Raw genomic sequence first — 16,882 nt, 5'->3', positions numbered from 1 at the left:
CTCAGTCGACCTGCACGCCGTGCAGGATGGTGCCGGCCAGCGCCGTGCCCGAGGAGGCTTCCGCCTCGGCGACGAGCCGGTGCCCGGCCACGGCCACGAACAGCGCCTGCACGTCGTCGGGCAGTACGTGCTGCCTGCCGGCCAGCAGTGCGTGCGCCCGGGCCGCGCGCAGCAGGGCGATGCCGGCGCGCGGGGACAGCCCCACACGGACCCCGGGCTGCTGCCGGCTGCGTGCCAGCAGGCGCTGCACGTAGTCGACCAGCGCGTCGCTGGCGTGGACCTGCTCGACCGCCACGCGCAGGTCGCGGATGTCCTGTTCGGCAAGGCTCGGCAGCGTCTGCGCGATCATCTCGCGGCGGCTGGCGCCGGCCAGCAGCGCGCGCTCGGCCCCGGCATCGGGGTAGCCGAGGGTGAGCCGCAGCAGGAAGCGATCCAGCTGCGAGTCCGGCAGCGGGAAGGTGCCGGACATGTCCACCGGGTTCTGCGTGGCGATCACGAAAAACGGGTCGGGCAGCGCATGCGTGGTGCCGTCGATGGTCACCTGCTGCTCGGCCATGGCCTCCAGCAGCGCGCTCTGCGTGCGCGGCGGCGCGCGGTTGATCTCGTCGGCCAGCAGCACGTTGCTGAACACCGGCCCCGGATGGAAACGGAAGCCGCGGCTCTCCGCCTCGTAGATGGAAACGCCCAGCACGTCGGCGGGCAGCAGGTCCGAGGTGAACTGCACGCGCTGGAACTGCAGCCCCAGCGTGGATGCCATGGCATGGGCGAGTGTGGTCTTGCCCAGCCCGGGCAGGTCCTCGATCAGCAGATGGCCGCCGGACAGCAGCGCCACGAACGCCAGCCTGACCTCGGCGGTCTTGCCTAGCACCAGGGCGTTGACCTGCTCCTGCGCCTGCTGCAGGGCCTTGAAGGCGACATCGGTTAGCATTCTTGGTGACGGCATCGGAGCCATGGTCGTCTCGGATCAGGGGTCGAAGGGAGTTTAAGCGCCAATGCAGGTGGGTCAGCGTGCGCGCAATGCGTTCGTCGTACTTTGGGTGACGGTCACGGTGCTGAAGGCGATCGTGGCGGCGCGCCTGCCATTGTTCGTCGACGAGGCGTTCTACTGGCAGGAGGGCCGGCACCTGGCGGCCGCGTATTCGGATCTGCCGGGGCTGACCGCCTGGATGACCCGGCTCGGCGCGGAGCTGGCCGGCCACCACGCGTTCGGCATACGCCTGCCGTTCCTGGTGATGGGGGCGCTGCTGCCGTGGATGGTGGCGCGTATATCCACGCGCTGGTTCGGCGCGCGGGTGGGTTGGCAGGCCGGCTCGCTCACGCTGTTGATGCCGCTCTCGGCAACCCTGGGCATCCTCGCCGTGCCGGACGTGCCCATGGCCTTCGCCGCCCTGCTGTGCCTTGATGCCGGCGCCCGGCTGCTGCGCCAGGTCGACGCCGGCAGCGCGCTGATGCTGGCCTCGGGGCTGATGCTGGGTGCGTTGAGCCACTACCGCTTCATCGGCGTGATCGCGGTCGGCTTCGCCGCCCTCCTGCTGCTGCCGGAGGGCCGGCGCACGCTGCGTGACGCGCGGGTATGGATGGCGCTCACGGTCGGTATCGTCGCCTGGTTGCCGTTGCTGTCCTGGAACATGGACAACCAGGACGCGGGCCTGAAGTTCCAGTTGGTCGAGCGCCACCCCTGGTCGTTCCAGGCCGGCGGACTGTGGTTCCTGGTGATCCAGCCGCTGCTGGTGACGCCGTTGCTGTGCATCGCGATATGGCAGGCGTGCGTGGCCGGCATCCGTCCGCTGCCGACCTGTCCGCATCGCGTGCAGTGGCGCTACTTCGCGCTCCTGGGCGGGGTGTCCACGCTCGCCATCTTCCTGCTCGGCTTCTTCACCGACATCGAGCGCATCAGTTTCCACTGGCCGCTGCCGGGTTACTTCGCCCTGCTGGTGGTGGTGCCGCTGGTCCTCGGCCGCTGGCCGCGTCTCTGGCGCCGGCTTGCCTGGGTGCTGCTGGCGCTGGGGGCCGCCGGCGCATTCGGTTACTACCTGACGGCGGCTTCGCCCACGCTGCGCGCGCAGCTTGCCGGCAACAAGTTCTACCCGCGCAATTTCGCCGGCTGGGAGCCGCTGGCCGAGGCCGTACGCGAGGAACTGGCGGCCATGCCGGAAGGTACCCGGGTGGTGGCCGGCAGCTTCAAGGTCGGCGCCGAGCTGGGATTCCTGCGCAACGACCCGTCCATCCACGTGCTGCCGCATCCGCTCAACGACAAGCATGGGCGTACCGCGCAGCTGGCGTTGTGGAAGCTGATCGGGGAGGAGCCCCGCAGCGGCCCGCGGCTGCTGGTGCTGGCGCCGGGCGACCAGCGCTACCGCGACCTGCTGGCGCGCTACCACCAGGTATGCGCCCTGGTGGGGCCGCTGCCGCCGCCGCGGGTCGTGTCCACCGACCACGGCTACCAGCGCTTCCTGTTGTTCCGGCTGCCCGCCGAAAGGCAGGCCGGTGCCTGCGTCACCCCGGCGATGGCGTGGGTCGACGCGCCGCTGCCCGACGCGCAGCTGCGCGATGGGGTGGACGTATCGGGCTGGGCCTTCAAGGATGGCGTCGGTCTGGCGGCGGTGGAGATACTGGTCGATGGCCAGGTCGCGGCACGGGCCGACTACGGGCTGGAAAACGACGTCACCGGCTTCTGGGAGATATCCACCGATCCCCATCATCCCCGCGTCGGTTTCCGCGCGCGCCTGGACGTCAGCGCGCTGTCGCCCGGCCGCCACTGGCTCGGCTTGCGCCTGCACGGTACCGACGGCAGCGTCGAGGACTGGTGGGAGCAGCCATTCCAGGTCGCGCACTGACGTATCCTCCCCGGCCGCGTTCCCGCATTCCGCCTGATCGCCGCCTGGCGCCGGTACCGACATTCATGGATAGAACCCGCATTGCCGTCCTCGTGCCCTGTTACAACGAGGCGGCTACCGTCGCCAAAGTGGTCGGCGATTTCGCCAGGCATCTGCCCGGGGCGGACATCGTCGTGCTGGACAACAACTCCCGCGATGGCACCGCGGCGGCGGCCAGGGCGGCGGGAGCGCGTGTGCTCGAGGTGCCGCTGCAGGGCAAGGGCAACGTGGTGCGGCGGGGATTCGCGGACATCGATGCCGACATCTACGTGCTGGTCGATGGTGACGATACCTATGAAGCGGCGGCGGCACCGCGGCTGGTGCAGAGGCTGCTCGACGACGGCCTGGACATGGTGGTGGGCGCGCGCCGCGACCAGCAGAAGGCGGCGTATCGCCCGGGCCACCGCCTCGGCAACGTGCTGCTGACCCGCTGCGCGGGCATGCTGTTCGGCAACAGCTTCGACGACATGTTGTCCGGCTACCGGGTGTTTTCGCGGCGCTACGTGCGTTCGTTCGCGGCCCATGCCCGTGGTTTCGAGATCGAGACCGAACTGGCCGTGCATGCGCTGCAGTTGCGGATGCCTGTGGCCGAAATGGATACCGCCTATGGCGTGCGTCCGCACGGCTCGGAGAGCAAGCTGAGCACCTGGCGCGACGGCTGGCGGATCCTGGGCACCATCGCCAAGCTGTTCAAGAGCGAACGGCCGCTGCTGTTCTTCTCCATCGGCTGCATCGCCAGCATGCTGCTCTCGGTGGTACTGGCGGTGCCGCTGCTGGTGACGTACCTGGAGACCGGGCTGGTGCCGCGCTTCCCGACCGCTGTCCTGTGCGCGGCGCTGGCACTGATGGGTTTGCTGCTGCTGGCCTGCGGGCTGATCCTGGACACGGTGACCCGTGGCCGCATCGAAGCCAAGCACATGGCCTACCTGGCGGTACCGGCGCCGGTGCGGGCCGGCGGGGACGGGCAATGAGCGCCGCACGCGTGTTTGGCGCGCGACGGATCTCCGCGCCGCTGCGCCGCATCGCCGCCGTGCTTGAGCGCGGGTTCGCCTTCGACACGCCCGGCAACGTGGGCCGCGCCACCGCGGCGATCATGCTGGTCGGCGGCATCGTCTCGCTGCTGCTGGGACAGGATGCCAACTGGGACCTGCGCAACTACCACCTCTACAACGGTTATGCGTTGCTGCATGGCCGGCTGCTGCAGGACCTGGCGCCGGCGCAGATGCAGAGCTACTTCAGCCCGTTGCTGGATGTGTTCCATTACCTGCTGATGGCGCGGTTGCCGGCACCGCTGGCGGGGTTCGTGCTGGGGGCACTGCATGGCCTGGTGTTCCTGCCGCTGGCCGGCATCGCCTGGCTGGCGCTGCGCGGGCAGCCGCGACGGGCCCGGCTGGCGCCGTTGCTGGCCCTGGCGGGGCTGTGCACGAGCGCCTTCCTGTCCGAGTTCGGCGGCAGCATGGCCGACAACACCACCGCGCTGTTCGTGACCGCGGCGCTGTACATGGTGCTGCTGGCGCAACGACGCCAGGCCGAGGGCGTGCGCCGTGCCGAGCTGCTGGCCTGGACGGTGGCGGGTGCGGTGCTCGGCATCGCCGTGGCGCTCAAGCTGACCAACGCCATCTACGCCGTGGCGCTGGGAGTGGCTGCGGTGTGCGCGGGCGGCCCATGGTGGCGCCGGCTGGCCGGCGTGGGCGTGCTGACCCTGGCTGCGCTCGTGGTGGCCGCGGCACTGGCCGGCGGGTGGTACCTGCAGGTCTGGCAGGCATTCGGCAACCCGCTGTTCCCGCAGTTCAACGCGCTGTTCCAGGGGCCGCTGGCCGCGCCGATATCGGTGGCCGATGTCCGCTGGCTGCCGCGCGACGCGTGGGAGCACCTGACCTGGCCGCTGCAGTTCGCGGTCGATCCGCTGCGGGTGAGCGAGATCCGGTTGCTGCAGCTGATCTGGCCGTTGCTGTACGTGGCGACCTTGGCGCTGCTGTTGCGCCAGTGCGTGCGCAGGACGGTGGCGGTGCCTGCATTCGCACCGGCGATGCGGGTGGTCCTGGTGTTCTTCGGCATCGGTTACGTGCTCTGGCAAGGCCTGTTCAGCATCCATCGCTACCTCGTCGTGCTGGAACTGCTGGCGCCCCTGGTGCTGTGGTTCCTGTGCCAGCGCCTGCTGCCGGGTGGACGCGCGGCCAAGGTGGGCGGCTGGGTCCTCGGAATCGTGGCGGTGGCCTCGCTGCTTGGCTGGAACACATGGGGGCACGAACGCTGGGCACGCCAGGGCTTCAGCGTGGAGGCGCCGCCGATGCCCGCGCCGGAGCGCAGCGTGGTGCTGCTGGTTGGCAGCGATCCCCAGGCCTGGCGGGTGCCGTGGTTGCCCGGCCAGGCGCGCTATGTGGGGGTGGCGACCAATTTCCCCGAGTCTCCCGCCTACCGCGCACGACTGGCCGCCATGGTCGGGGCGCGGGAACAGCGCTTCGCGATGCTTCCTGCCGCGCAGCGCCAGGATGGGGCGCGCTGGGCACGCCTGAACCGCTGGGCGCAGGTCTTTGGCCTGACCACGGGGCGTGGCTGCGACCGCCTGCGCTGGCTGGCCGGCAAGGCGCGGGGATTGCGCGCGGAGGTCGAGGTGCTCGACCCTGGGCAATGCCGCCTCGGGCCGCGTCGCGGCGCCAGGCAGGAACCGGCGAATGCTTCGGTACAGGCACGTGAACTGGCACGGCAGCAGCTGGCCGGCTACGGCCTGGTCCTGGACGAAGGATCGTGCGTGACCCTGGACAGCCGCATCGGCCAGGGCCGATACCCGTACCAGTGGTGCCGGGTCGGGCTGGCGCGCTGAAACGGGTTCAGGGCAGCGCCAGGCCGGCTTCGCGCAGCAGCCTTGACAGGCCGATCAGTGGCAGGCCGACCAGTGCGGTCGGGTCCTGGGTGTGGATGGCCTCGAACAGGGTGATGCCCAGCCCCTCGCACTTGAAGCTGCCGGCGCAGTCCAGCGGCTGTTCCGCGTCGACATAGCGTTCGATCTCGTCCGCGTGCAGGGTGCGGAAGCCGACCCGGGTCAGGTCGACCGCCTGCAGGTGGCGTTCGCCATCACTCACGCAGACCGCGGTATGGAACAGCACCTGGCGGCCGGACATCGCGGCCAGCTGCGTCCGGGCGGCTTCGCGGGTGCCCGGCTTGCCGAGGGGCGCACCGTCCAGTTCCGCGACCTGGTCCGAGCCGATGACCCACGCGCCGGGGTGGGTGGCGGCCACCGCGGTGGCTTTCGCCCGCGCGAGCCGGGTGGCCAACTGCAGGGGCGGTTCGGCCGGCAGCGGCGTCTCGTCCACCGCCGGCGCGGCACAGCTGAACGGGAGCCGCAGCCGCGACAGCAGTTCGGCCCGGTAGCGGGAAGTGGAGGCGAGGATCAGGGCAGGCATGCGACAATACCGGCGTGGAAGCGGCGCCGAGTCTGCGGCGCGGCTGGCGCGCTGGCAATGCCGGCACGATGGATTTGACAGCCGGCAGGCCTGTCCTTAACATTCTGCAGCTTATGTCCGCGAACGTGCCCGAATTGCTGGATGCTTGGCGGATGGTCGTAGCGCGCAGGCGCTTCGAAGGCCGGGTGCCGTTGTCCGCACTGGCACGCCTGCAGGGACTGGTCGCCGATGCCGAAGGAGAGTGCAGTTATGCGCTGGAATTCGGTCGCGACGAGATCCTGCGGGTCGCCTATGTCGAACTGACCATCGATGCCGCGCTGCCGCTGGTGTGCCAGCGCAGCATGCAGCGTTTCCTGTTGCCGGTGCACCTGGTGCAGCGGCTGGGCTTGGTACGCGACGAGGACGAGGAACAGGCGCTTCCGCCGGATTACGAAGCGCTGCTGGTGCCGGAAGACGGCAACCTGCGGCCGCTGGACCTGGTGGAGGACGAACTGGTGATGGCGGTGCCGGTGGTACCGGTGGCGCCGGGAAGCGAGGCGGTCGAACGCGACTTCTCCGCGACCAGCGAGGAACTGGGCAAGGCCAATCCGTTCGCGGCATTGGCGGCGCTGAAGAAACAATAGCAGCCGGTTGTCGTCGGCGGCTGCGGCGAAAGCAAAACCAGTGCCGGATGCCTGCATCACGCGCACTGCAACGACGAAACGAACGAACCGAGTTTGGAGCAATCCCATGGCTGTGCAGAAATCCCGTGTTACCCCGTCCCGCCGCGGCCAGCGCCGTTCGCACGACTCGCTGAGCGCCAAGCAGCTGTCCACCGACCCGACCACCGGCGAAGTGCACCTGCGTCACCACATCACCGCCGATGGTTTCTACCGCGGCAAGAAGGTGATCACGACCAAGACCTCGGTCGTCGAAGAAGATTGATCCGCGTCGGGCCGCCACCGCGAGGTGGCGGCCCCCGCACCGATTTCTTCCGGGCCCGCCGCATGGTGGACCCGCGCAACAGGAACCAGCATGAGCAAGCGGATCTACTCGAGGATCGCGGGCACCGGTAGTTATTTGCCCGAGAAGGTGTTGACCAATGAGGATCTGACCAAGATCGTCGACACCAGTGACGAGTGGATCCAGTCGCGAACCGGTATCCGCGAGCGGCACGTCGCCGCCGACGGACAGACCACTGGCGACCTCGGCTACAACGCCGCGCTGCGCGCGCTGGAAGCGGCCGGCATCGAGCCGTCGCAGCTTGACATGATCGTCGTGGGCACCACCACGCCGGACCTGATCTTCCCGTCCACCGCCTGCCTGATCCAGGCGCGCCTCGGCGCGGCCGGCGCGGCGGCGTTCGACGTCAATGCGGCATGTTCGGGCTTCCTGTTCGCCCTGAGCGTGGCCGACAAATTCATCCGCAGTGGCGATGCCCGGCATGTGCTGGTGATCGGCGCGGAAACCCTGACCCGCATCGTCGACTGGAACGACCGCACCACCTGCGTGCTGTTCGGCGACGGTGCCGGCGCCGTCGTGCTCAAGGCCGACGAGGAAACCGGCATCCTCAGCACCCACCTGCATGCCGATGGCAGCAAGAAGGAACTGCTGTGGCATCCGGCCGGCGTGTCGACCGGCCTGGACAAGCCCGGCAAGCTGACGATGAAGGGCAACGACGTGTTCAAGTACGCCGTCAAGGCGCTGGACTCGGTGGTTGACGAAACCCTGCAGGCCAATGGCCTGGACAAGTCCGACCTGGACTGGCTGATCCCGCACCAGGCCAACCTGCGCATCATCGAAGCCACGGCCAAGCGCCTGGAGATGTCGATGGACCAGGTGGTGGTGACCGTGGACAAGCATGGCAACACCTCGGCCGGCTCGGTGCCGCTGGCGCTGGATCACGCGATCCGCTCCGGCAAGGTCGAGCGTGGCCAGCTGCTGCTGCTGGAAGCCTTCGGCGGCGGCTTCACCTGGGGTTCGGCGCTGCTGCGCTATTGATATGCCGGATTGGCCGGGAGCACGACGCTCCCGGTGCGGCCCGACGGGCCGCTGTTTCCGGGAGGTGTCGTCATGGCTGAACCCATTCTCATCGAAGGGCAGCGCGCATGGCTCAAGCATTATGGTGAAAGCAGCCGGGCGCTGGCCCTGGGGCTGCTGAATTTCGTTGCCCGGCGTTTCCGGCTCGACGCGCTGCGTCCGCCGCCGCACCGCGGCGGCGCGCAGGCGCGCGAGGTCGAGGCGCGCCGCCTGGTCGAGCTCAAGGCGCAGGGCGTCAATGTTCCCGAGGTGATCGGGCATGGCAAGGCCGCGCTGGTGCTCGAGCACACCGGCGCCTCGTTCAATTCCTGCCTGCGCGAAGCCGACGCGGCCACGCGCGACCGCCTGGTGGCGGCCGCCATCGATGCCATTGCCGAGGCCCACCGTGGTGGCGCCTATTTCGGCCAGCCGCTGCCGCGCAACATGACCTGGGACGGCAGCCGCGTGGGCTTCATCGATTTCGAGGAAGACCCGCTGGAGGTCATGGACCTGGAGCAGGCGCAGGCGCGCGACTGGTTGATGTTCGGCTACGGCGTGGCCCGGTACTACGAGGACCGCCCGCAGGCGCTCAAGGCGATGCTGGCCGGCGCGATGCAGGTGGCGGACCGGCCGGTGGTCGAGCATGCCCACGAAGTCACCGGCCGGCTGCGGCGGCTGGCCCGCGTGCTGCGGCGCGCGGGCAGGTCCGGGCGGGCGCTGGCCCATGCCATCCTCGTCGTGCATGCGGCCACCAGCTTCGCCTGCGCCGCGCTGGTGGTGCTGTGTCTGGACTGGCTTGCCGACGGCGAACTGGACCTGCTGGCGCTGCTCACCTGAGCCGGGCGGTGCCGGCGTGCATACGCGCCAGTACAGACGGGCGGGGGCATTCACGCTTATGATGCGCCGCCTCGATTCATGCAGCAGATGACCGCGTGACTGACTCCCGACTCGCTTTCGTATTCCCCGGCCAGGGTTCCCAGTCGCTGGGCATGCTTGCCGAACTGGCCGAACTGCACCCGCAGGTCCGCGATACCTTCGCCGAAGCCTCCGAGGGCGCCGGCGTGGATCTGTGGGCGCTGTCGCAGGGTGGCCCGGAAGAGCAGCTCAACCGCACCGAATACACCCAGCCGGCGCTGCTGGCCGCGGGCATCGCGGTGTGGCGGCTGTGGGGTGCGAACAACGGCGCCATGCCGGCCGTGCTGGCCGGGCACAGCCTGGGCGAGTACACCGCGCTGGTCGCGGCCGGCGCGCTGTCGCTGCGCGATGGCGCGCACCTGGTGCGGCTGCGCGGCCAGCTGATGCAGGAGGCCGCGCCGACAGGCGTTGGCGCCATGGCCGCGGTGCTCGGCGCCGAGGATGCGCTGGTGCAGGAAATCTGCGAACAGGCCAGCGGCAGCCAGGTGGTGGTGCCGGCCAATTTCAACTCCCCGGGCCAGATCGTGATCGGCGGCGACGCCGCGGCGGTCGACCGGGCGCTGGCGCTGCTGGCGGACAAGGGCGTGCGCAAGGCGGTCAAGCTGGCCGTGAGCGTGCCTTCGCATACGCCGCTGATGCGCGAGGCCGCCAACCGGCTGGCCGGGGCCATGGCCGGGCTGGACTGGCGCATGCCGTCGCTGCCGGTGGTGCAGAACGTCGACGCCCAGGTCCATGAGGGCGTGGACGCCATCCGCGACGCGCTGGTGCGCCAGCTGTACCTGCCGGTGCAGTGGACCGGTTGCGTGCAGGCGCTGGCCGCGCGCGGCGTGACCCGCGTGGCCGAATGCGGCCCGGGCAAGGTGCTGGCCGGCCTGGTCAAGCGCATCGACAAGAGCATCGATGGCCGTTCGCTCACCACCCCGGCCGATTTCGCCGGCGCGCTGGAAGAGTGGGCCGCCTGACCCCTACGATACGGCCGCCGGCGTCCGCGCCCGGCCCCGACCTGCAGCCGCAGCCTGCGGCGCACCAAGAGGAAACCGCATGAGCAAGCCATTGCAGGGTGAAATCGCGCTCGTCACCGGCGCCAGCCGTGGCATCGGCGCGGCCATCGCCGACGAACTGGCCGCGCAGGGCGCGACCGTCATCGGTACCGCCACCACCGAATCCGGCGCCGCCGCCATCGGCGCACGCCTGGCCGCGCAGGGCGGCCACGGCCGCGCGCTGAACGTCACCGAGCCCGGCGCGGTCGACGCGCTGATCGACGCGGTGGGCAAGGAATTCGGTGCCATCACCATCCTGGTCAACAACGCCGGCATCACCCGCGACAACCTGCTGATGCGCATGAAGGACGAGGACTGGCAGGCGATCCTCGACACCAATCTGACCAGCGTGTACCGCACTTCCAAGGCGGTGATGCGCGGCATGATGAAGGCACGCAAGGGCCGCATCATCAACATCGCCTCGGTGATCGGCGTGACCGGCAACGCGGGCCAGGCCAACTACGCCGCGGCCAAGGCCGGCATCATCGCGTTCTCCAAGTCGCTGGCCAAGGAAATCGGCAGCCGCGGGGTGACCGTGAATGTCGTGGCACCGGGCTTCATCGACACCGACATGACCAAGGATCTGCCCGAGGACGCCAAGACCGCGATGCTCGGCCAGATCGCGCTCGGCCGCCTCGGCGAGCCGGCGGACATCGCGCGCGCGGTGGCGTTCCTGGCCGGCCCGTCGGCCAGCTACATCACCGGCGAAACCCTCCACGTGAACGGCGGCATGTACATGCCGTAAGCGTGAGGCGCAGGGAACGCGCCCAAGTGGTTGATCGCCGGGGCATTTTCCCAGAATGCAAGGCCCCGGCGCTTTCCACTACACTATCCCACGGCCATCGCTTCCGATGGCGCCTTTTGAACCACTACTCCATCTGGAGCGATATCCAATGAGCACCATCGAAGAACGCGTCAAGAAAATCGTCGTCGAACAGCTTGGCGTCAAGGAAGAGGAAGTCACCAACAGCGCATCGTTCGTCGATGACCTGGGCGCTGACTCGCTGGACACCGTCGAACTGGTGATGGCGCTGGAAGAAGAGTTCGAGTGCGAGATCCCGGACGAAGAAGCCGAGAAGATCAGCACCGTGCAGGCCGCCATCGATTACATCAAGGCCCACGTCAAGGCCTGATGACCGGCGGCTGATGCGCGGCGGCGGCAGTTCCGCACGCCGCGCACGGCAAGCCCATGGGGCCGCGACAGCGGCCCCATCCCATTCGGGCGCCGGCCGCGCAGCGGTCCCGTCCGGTTGGTGTGGAAGCCGCGCCAGCGGCAGGTCCACGCAGTCCGTAATCCGGCCGTGAACGGCCATGTGCATCCGCGTCCCCCGCGTCATACCCGCATCGAGCACCGGGTCAGGAGAAACCGCAATGAAGCGTCGTGTCGTCGTTACCGGCCTGGGCATGGTCTCGCCCCTGGGCAATGATCTGGCCAGCAGCTGGCAGGGCATCATCGAAGGCCGTTCCGGCATCGGTCCGCTGACCCATATCGCCGACGCCTACCTGGAACGCTTCACCACCAAGATCGCAGGTGAGGTCAAGGATTTCGACATCACCGCCGACAACGAACAGTTCGGCAAATACCGGGTCAGCGGCAAGGATGCCAAGAAGATGGACCCGTTCATCCATTACGGCCTCGGTGCCTCGTTCATGGCCCTGCACGATTCGGGCCTGGAGATCACCGAAGCCAACGCCGAGCGGGTCGGTGCCATCGTCGGCGCCGGCATCGGCGGCCTGCTGGGCATCGAGGAACAGACCATCGAGTTCCACGAGGGCAAGAAGATCTCGCCCTTCTACGTGCCCAAGACCATCATCAACATGCTGCCGGGGCAGCTGAGCATCATCGCCGGCCTGAAGGGGCCGTCGTTCTCGGCGGTTTCGGCCTGCGCCACGTCCAATCATTCCATCGGCACCGCCATGCGCATGATCCAGTACGGCGACGCGGACGTGATGGTGGTCGGCGGCGCCGAGCGCGGCTCCTCGCCGACCGCCGTGGGCGGCTTCTGCGCGATGAAGGCCATGTCCACCCGCAACGACGACCCGACCCGCGCCTCGCGGCCGTGGGACAAGGACCGCGACGGCTTCGTGCTGGGCGACGGCGCCGGCATCCTGATCCTCGAGGAATACGAGCACGCCAAGGCGCGCGGCGCGAAGATCTACTGCGAGCTGGCCGGTTTCGGCGCCAGCTCCGACGCGTACCACATGACCGCACCGAGCGAGAACGGCGAAGGCGCCGCGCGCTGCATGGTCGCGGCGATGAAGGACGCCGGCGTCACCCCGGAGCAGGTCGGTTACCTCAACGCGCACGGCACCTCGACGCCGCTGGGCGACGTGGGCGAGACCATGGCGATGAAGACCGCCTTCGGCGACCACGCCTACCGGATGATGGTCAGCTCCACCAAGTCGATGACCGGCCACCTGCTCGGCGCCGCCGGCGGCGTGGAAGCCATCTTCTCGGTGCTGGCGCTGCGCGACAACGTGATCCCGCCGACCATCAACCTGGACCAGCCGGGCGAAGGCTGCGACCTGGACTACGTGCCCAACGTCGCGCGCCAGGCCAAGGTCGACGTGGTGATGTCCAACGGCTTCGGCTTCGGCGGCACCAACGGCACGCTGGTGTTCAAGCGCGTCTGATCCAGCGGCTGTACCCTCTCCCCGCCGGGAGAGGGGCGGCACGCGGGCGCACGGGGTCATGGCCGCGTCCACCCGCACCGGCTCCGCGGTTTCCGCACCCGCCCCGCAGGGAATCCTCTCCTGTCGGCGGAACGCACCGCCCTCCTGATCTCCGGGTCACCGATGCATCTTTTCCCCCTGCACGCCGACACCGACCTGCTGGCGCTGCATCGGCTCGCCCCGCAGCGCTACCCGCTGCTGCTCGAATCCACCGCCGCCGGTCGCCAGGGGCGCTGGGACCTGCTGCTGGTCGCCGATGGCGGCCAACTGCGGCTTGATGCCGATGGCACGGTGCGGCGCGAAGACGGTACGCCGGTCGAAGGCGGCTTCCTGGACGCACTGGACCGCGACTGGCAGGCGCTGCGCACCGCGCGCGACCCGGCTGCCGCGGGGGTTCCGTTCCGCGGTGGCTGGGCGCTGCTGCTCGATTACGAGCTGGCCGGGCAGGTCGAGCCGGTGCTGCGCCTGCCGCAGCGCAGCGACGGACTGCCCCCGGCGCTGGCCCTGCGCTGCCCGGCGGCGGTGCTGCGCGACCGCGACAGCGGGCGCTGCATGGCGCTGGCCGAGGACGGCCGCGACGCCGTGTTCGAGCAGCTGCGGCAGGACCTGCACGCGGCGCGGCAACTACCGGACCTGCCGGCCTGGCAGCCGCCGCTGGCGCTGGACGAGGACGCCGACGCGCAGTTCATCGACGGTGTCCGCCGGGTGATCGACTACCTGCATGCCGGCGATGTGTTCCAGGTCAATCTCTCGCGCCGCTGGCAGGCGCGCTTCGCGCGACCGCTGGCGCCGGCGGCGCTGTACGCGCGCCTGCGCCAGGCCAATCCGGCGCCATTCGCCGGGCTGTTCGATGCGGCCGGGCGCGCGGTGGTCAGTTCTTCGCCGGAGCGGCTGGTGTCGGTCGAAGGCGACGTGGTGCAGACCCGGCCGATCGCCGGCACCCGCCCGCGCTTCGACGGCGACGACGATGCCGCGCGCATCCGCGAACTGGTCGGCCACCCCAAGGAGCGCGCCGAGCACGTGATGCTGATCGACCTGGAGCGCAACGACCTGGGCCGCATCGCGGCGCCGGGCAGCGTCGAGGTGGACGAGCTGATGACGGTCGAAAGCTACGCCCACGTGCACCACATCGTCAGCAACGTGCGCGCGCGGCTGCGCCCGGAGGTGACCCCGGGGCAGGTGATCGCCGCGACCTTCCCCGGCGGCACCATCACCGGCTGCCCCAAGGTGCGCTGCATGGAAATCATCGCCGAGCTGGAGCGGACCGCGCGGGGGGCCTACACCGGTGCGTTCGGCTGGCTCAACCGCGATGGCGACATGGACCTGAACATCCTGATCCGCACCGCCGAGGTGCAGGGCGATACCGTGTGTTTCCGCACCGGCGCCGGCATCGTGGTCGATTCCGACCCGTCGCGCGAACTGGACGAGACCCGCGCCAAGGCCCGCGGCCTGCTGCGCGCGCTGTAGCGCCGCGGCCGTCGCCATGGCGGTCAGCCTGCCCGGCCATCAACGCCGGCAGCCGCGCCGGGCGATTGCTTGGCGGCCGCGACGCGGCGCGCGGTATCCTGCGCGGCAGGATCGGACTTCGAGGTAATCCATGGGGCTTGGCAAACGCGGCTGTCTGCTGACGGTGCTGTTGCTGCTGCTGACGCTGGCCGGCATCGTCGTCGGCATCGGCGGCTGGTTCTACTACCGGCAGGTGCAGTTCGCCGAGGTGCGGCTCACGCCGAGCCAGGACAGCGTGGTGGTCGCCCGCGGCGACGGACTCAATGCCGTGCTCGGCAAGCTGCGCCAGGCCGGCATCGGCGAAGGCCGCGATTACCAGTGGCAACTGCTGGCACGCCAGCTCGACGCCGCCGGCAAGCTCAAGGTGGGCGAGTACGCGCTGGATGACGCGATCACCCCGCGCGAACTGCTGCTGCGCATGCGCCAGGGCAAGGTGCTGCAGCACCGCGTGACCATCGTCGAGGGCTGGAACATCCGCCAGCTGCGCGCCGCGCTGCGGCGGGCCGAGCCGCTGCTGCACGAAACCGATGCGCTGGACGATGCCGAGCTGATGCGCCGCCTGGGTTTCCCCGACCAGCATCCGGAAGGCCGTTTCCTGCCGGAAACCTATGTCTACCAGCGCGGCGACAGCGACCTGGACGTGCTCGGGCGCGCCCATGCGGCGATGGAAAAGGAACTGGCCGCGGCCTGGGCCGCGCGCAGCGACGACCTGCCGCTGGCTTCGCCCTACGAACTGTTGATCCTGGCCTCGATCGTGGAGAAGGAAACCGGCCTGGCCGCCGAGCGGCCGCAGATCGCCGGGGTGTTCGCGCGCCGCCTGAAAATGGGCATGCGCCTGCAGACCGACCCGACCGTGATCTACGGCATCGGCAGCGCCTACGACGGCAACATCCGCAAGGTCCACCTGACCACCGACACGCCGTACAACACCTATACCCGGGCCGGCCTGCCGCCCACGCCGATCGCCATGCCCGGCAAGGATGCGCTGGCCGCAGCCGCGCGCCCGGCACCGGGCGACGCGCTGTACTTCGTGGCGGTCGGCGACGGCAGCGGTGCACACGTGTTCTCGGCGACCTACGCCGAACACAACGCGGCCGTGGCGCGCTACCTGCGCCAGCTGCGCGGGAACCGCGCGGCGGAGGCGCAGCAGTGAGCGACGTTTTCGCCCCCTGGCAGCAGCGCGCCCATGACCAGACCGTGGCGGCGCTGGATGCCGGCCGCCTCGGCCATGGCCTGCTGCTGTGCGGGCCGGCCGGCATGGGCAAGCGCGCGGTGGCGATGGCGCTGGCCCGCCACGTGCTGGATACCGGCATGGATGCGGCCGGGCGCACGCGCAACGCGCAGCTGATCGCCGCCGGCACCCACCCGGACCTGCAGGTGGTGTCCTTCATCCCCAACAAGACCGGCGACAAGCTGCGTACCGAGATCGTGATCGAACAGGTGCGCGAGATCTCGCAGAAGCTGGCGCTGACGCCGCAGTACGGCGCGGCCCAGGTGGTGATCGTCGACCCGGCCGATGCGATCAACCGTGCCGCCTGCAACGCGCTGCTCAAGACGCTGGAGGAACCCGCGCCGGGCCGCTATCTGTGGCTGGTCAGCGCCGACCCGGCGCGATTGCCGCAGACCATCCGCAGCCGTTGCCAGCGGCTGGAGTTCCGGCTGCCGCCGCGCGAGGAGGCGCTGGCCTGGCTGCAGCGCCAGGGGCATGCCGAAGGCGCTGCGCGCGAAGCGCTCGACGCCGCACGCGGCCATCCCGGGCTGGCCGACCGCTGGCTGCAGGGCGAGGGCATGGCGCTGCGCCGGCAGGTGGCCGAGGAACTGGACAGGCTCGCCGGCGGGCGCGTCGGCGCGGTGGAGCTGGCCCAGCGCTGGAGCGGCGACGAGCATGCCGACCTGCGCCTGCGGCATGCCGCCGACCTGGCCCTGCGCCGGGCCACCGACGGCTTGACCGATCCGGGCCGATTGCACAAGCTGGCCGCCTGGTTCGATGCCGCCAACCGCGCCCGCGACCTGCTGCGCACCACGGTGCGCGCCGATCTGGCGATGGTGGAGCTGCTGCTGGGCTGGGCCGCGGCCAACCCGCCGCCATCCAAAGGAAACAATCGATGAGTGCGACGAACGCGCGCCAGGGCATTCTTTCCCTGGCGGTCAAGGACAAGGCCGCGCTGTACAGCGCCTACATGCCGTTCGTGAAGAACGGTGGCGTGTTCGTGCCCACGCCCAAGCGCTATTTCGTGGGCGACGAAGTGTTCGTGCTGCTGACCCTGCCCGATTCCAGCGAGCGCCTGCCGGTAGCCGGCAAGGTGGTCTGGGTCACGCCGCTGGGCGCGCAGGGCAACCGCCAGGCCGGGATCGGCGTGCAGTTGGCCGACGGTGCCGATGGCGAGGCCATCCGCGGCCGCATCGAGACCCTGCTGGCCGGCACCGCCGGTTCGGACAAGCCGACCCACACCATGTAGGCGGCGTGGGC

17 protein-coding genes are annotated in these 16,882 nt (G+C 69.9%); 15 read left to right on the top strand and 2 right to left on the bottom strand.

Features of this window, described 5'->3' with window-relative positions; all coding sequences use genetic code 11:
• Position 1: 1 nt before the first annotated feature.
• On the bottom strand, positions 2-952 hold the full coding sequence (locus ABB33_RS08935) for an AAA family ATPase (RefSeq protein WP_054663652.1): 951 nt from the start codon (positions 950-952) through the stop codon (positions 2-4).
• 40 nt (positions 953-992) lie between these two features.
• Here ABB33_RS08935 and ABB33_RS08930 point away from each other — a divergent pair, with 40 nt between their 5' ends.
• From ABB33_RS08930 to ABB33_RS08920, 3 genes are all read left to right on the top strand, one after another.
• Complete coding sequence (locus ABB33_RS08930; protein ID WP_054663654.1) at positions 993-2,837, top strand: ArnT family glycosyltransferase; 1,845 nt, start codon at positions 993-995, stop codon at positions 2,835-2,837.
• Between the two features lie 65 nt (positions 2,838-2,902).
• On the top strand, positions 2,903-3,847 hold the full coding sequence (locus tag ABB33_RS08925; protein WP_056931884.1) for a glycosyltransferase family 2 protein: 945 nt from the start codon (positions 2,903-2,905) through the stop codon (positions 3,845-3,847).
• Positions 3,844-5,700: a hypothetical protein gene (locus ABB33_RS08920; RefSeq protein ID WP_225546686.1), complete on the top strand. Its 1,857-nt coding sequence runs from the start codon at positions 3,844-3,846 to the stop codon at positions 5,698-5,700. The genes ABB33_RS08925 and ABB33_RS08920 overlap by 4 nt, the downstream gene beginning before the upstream one ends.
• Before the next feature lie 7 nt (positions 5,701-5,707).
• On the opposite strand, the gene ABB33_RS08915 is transcribed toward ABB33_RS08920, so the two are convergent.
• A complete protein-coding gene (locus tag ABB33_RS08915) occupies positions 5,708-6,280 on the bottom strand; it encodes a Maf family protein (protein ID WP_056931883.1) in 573 nt (190 codons plus the stop codon).
• A 113-nt stretch (positions 6,281-6,393) separates the two neighbouring features.
• Between ABB33_RS08915 and ABB33_RS08910 the strand changes: the two genes are divergently transcribed.
• From ABB33_RS08910 to ABB33_RS08855, 12 genes are all read left to right on the top strand, one after another.
• The gene (locus ABB33_RS08910; RefSeq protein WP_054663663.1) at positions 6,394-6,903 is read left to right on the top strand and encodes a YceD family protein; all 510 of its coding nucleotides are present in this window, start codon (positions 6,394-6,396) and stop codon (positions 6,901-6,903) included.
• Between the two features lie 106 nt (positions 6,904-7,009).
• The gene (gene rpmF / locus ABB33_RS08905; RefSeq protein WP_054663666.1) at positions 7,010-7,204 is read left to right on the top strand and encodes a 50S ribosomal protein L32; all 195 of its coding nucleotides are present in this window, start codon (positions 7,010-7,012) and stop codon (positions 7,202-7,204) included.
• 90 nt (positions 7,205-7,294) lie between these two features.
• Positions 7,295-8,260, top strand: a complete 966-nt coding sequence (locus ABB33_RS08900) for a beta-ketoacyl-ACP synthase III (protein ID WP_054663669.1) — start codon at positions 7,295-7,297, stop codon at positions 8,258-8,260.
• 72 nt (positions 8,261-8,332) lie between these two features.
• The gene (locus ABB33_RS08895; RefSeq protein WP_056931882.1) at positions 8,333-9,115 is read left to right on the top strand and encodes a BUD32 family EKC/KEOPS complex subunit; all 783 of its coding nucleotides are present in this window, start codon (positions 8,333-8,335) and stop codon (positions 9,113-9,115) included.
• 95 nt (positions 9,116-9,210) lie between these two features.
• Positions 9,211-10,155, top strand: coding sequence for an ACP S-malonyltransferase (gene fabD / locus ABB33_RS08890; RefSeq protein ID WP_056931881.1), 945 nt, complete (start codon positions 9,211-9,213; stop codon positions 10,153-10,155).
• Between the two features lie 79 nt (positions 10,156-10,234).
• Complete coding sequence (fabG, locus tag ABB33_RS08885) at positions 10,235-10,978, top strand: 3-oxoacyl-ACP reductase FabG (protein ID WP_054663678.1); 744 nt, start codon at positions 10,235-10,237, stop codon at positions 10,976-10,978.
• Between the two features lie 148 nt (positions 10,979-11,126).
• Positions 11,127-11,366 (top strand): acyl carrier protein, encoded by a 240-nt coding sequence (acpP, locus tag ABB33_RS08880; protein ID WP_005415509.1) that lies wholly within the window; start codon positions 11,127-11,129, stop codon positions 11,364-11,366.
• Between the two features lie 238 nt (positions 11,367-11,604).
• Positions 11,605-12,867 (top strand): beta-ketoacyl-ACP synthase II, encoded by a 1,263-nt coding sequence (gene fabF, locus ABB33_RS08875; protein ID WP_056931880.1) that lies wholly within the window; start codon positions 11,605-11,607, stop codon positions 12,865-12,867.
• Positions 12,868-13,029: 162 nt separating this feature from the next.
• On the top strand, positions 13,030-14,373 hold the full coding sequence (locus tag ABB33_RS08870) for an aminodeoxychorismate synthase component I (RefSeq protein ID WP_056931879.1): 1,344 nt from the start codon (positions 13,030-13,032) through the stop codon (positions 14,371-14,373).
• 130 nt (positions 14,374-14,503) lie between these two features.
• Complete coding sequence (mltG, locus tag ABB33_RS08865; RefSeq protein WP_056931878.1) at positions 14,504-15,565, top strand: endolytic transglycosylase MltG; 1,062 nt, start codon at positions 14,504-14,506, stop codon at positions 15,563-15,565.
• Positions 15,562-16,521, top strand: a complete 960-nt coding sequence (locus tag ABB33_RS08860) for a DNA polymerase III subunit delta' (RefSeq protein WP_056931877.1) — start codon at positions 15,562-15,564, stop codon at positions 16,519-16,521. The genes mltG and ABB33_RS08860 overlap by 4 nt, the downstream gene beginning before the upstream one ends.
• Positions 16,518-16,871, top strand: coding sequence for a PilZ domain-containing protein (locus ABB33_RS08855; RefSeq protein ID WP_054663692.1), 354 nt, complete (start codon positions 16,518-16,520; stop codon positions 16,869-16,871). Before ABB33_RS08860 ends, ABB33_RS08855 begins: the two co-directional genes overlap by 4 nt.
• Positions 16,872-16,882 lie beyond the last annotated feature (11 nt).

The sequence above is a fragment of the Stenotrophomonas acidaminiphila genome (genome assembly GCF_001431595.1).
Taxonomy (GTDB): domain Bacteria; phylum Pseudomonadota; class Gammaproteobacteria; order Xanthomonadales; family Xanthomonadaceae; genus Stenotrophomonas; species Stenotrophomonas acidaminiphila.
This window is presented reverse-complemented; position numbering and strand designations above follow the sequence as displayed.

Excerpts from the sequence above, each read along its gene's own strand:
- ABB33_RS08935 (WP_054663652.1), bottom strand. The coding sequence starts at position 952 with ATGGCTCCGATGCCGTCACCAAGAATGCTAACCGATGTCGCCTTCAAG.
- ABB33_RS08930 (WP_054663654.1), top strand. The coding sequence starts at position 993 with ATGCAGGTGGGTCAGCGTGCGCGCAATGCGTTCGTCGTACTTTGGGTG.
- ABB33_RS08925 (WP_056931884.1), top strand. The coding sequence starts at position 2,903 with ATGGATAGAACCCGCATTGCCGTCCTCGTGCCCTGTTACAACGAGGCG.
- ABB33_RS08920 (WP_225546686.1), top strand. The coding sequence starts at position 3,844 with ATGAGCGCCGCACGCGTGTTTGGCGCGCGACGGATCTCCGCGCCGCTG.
- ABB33_RS08915 (WP_056931883.1), bottom strand. The coding sequence starts at position 6,280 with ATGCCTGCCCTGATCCTCGCCTCCACTTCCCGCTACCGGGCCGAACTG.
- ABB33_RS08910 (WP_054663663.1), top strand. The coding sequence starts at position 6,394 with ATGTCCGCGAACGTGCCCGAATTGCTGGATGCTTGGCGGATGGTCGTA.
- rpmF (WP_054663666.1), top strand. The coding sequence starts at position 7,010 with ATGGCTGTGCAGAAATCCCGTGTTACCCCGTCCCGCCGCGGCCAGCGC.
- ABB33_RS08900 (WP_054663669.1), top strand. The coding sequence starts at position 7,295 with ATGAGCAAGCGGATCTACTCGAGGATCGCGGGCACCGGTAGTTATTTG.
- ABB33_RS08895 (WP_056931882.1), top strand. The coding sequence starts at position 8,333 with ATGGCTGAACCCATTCTCATCGAAGGGCAGCGCGCATGGCTCAAGCAT.
- fabG (WP_054663678.1), top strand. The coding sequence starts at position 10,235 with ATGAGCAAGCCATTGCAGGGTGAAATCGCGCTCGTCACCGGCGCCAGC.
- acpP (WP_005415509.1), top strand. The coding sequence starts at position 11,127 with ATGAGCACCATCGAAGAACGCGTCAAGAAAATCGTCGTCGAACAGCTT.
- fabF (WP_056931880.1), top strand. The coding sequence starts at position 11,605 with ATGAAGCGTCGTGTCGTCGTTACCGGCCTGGGCATGGTCTCGCCCCTG.
- ABB33_RS08870 (WP_056931879.1), top strand. The coding sequence starts at position 13,030 with ATGCATCTTTTCCCCCTGCACGCCGACACCGACCTGCTGGCGCTGCAT.
- mltG (WP_056931878.1), top strand. The coding sequence starts at position 14,504 with ATGGGGCTTGGCAAACGCGGCTGTCTGCTGACGGTGCTGTTGCTGCTG.
- ABB33_RS08855 (WP_054663692.1), top strand. The coding sequence starts at position 16,518 with ATGAGTGCGACGAACGCGCGCCAGGGCATTCTTTCCCTGGCGGTCAAG.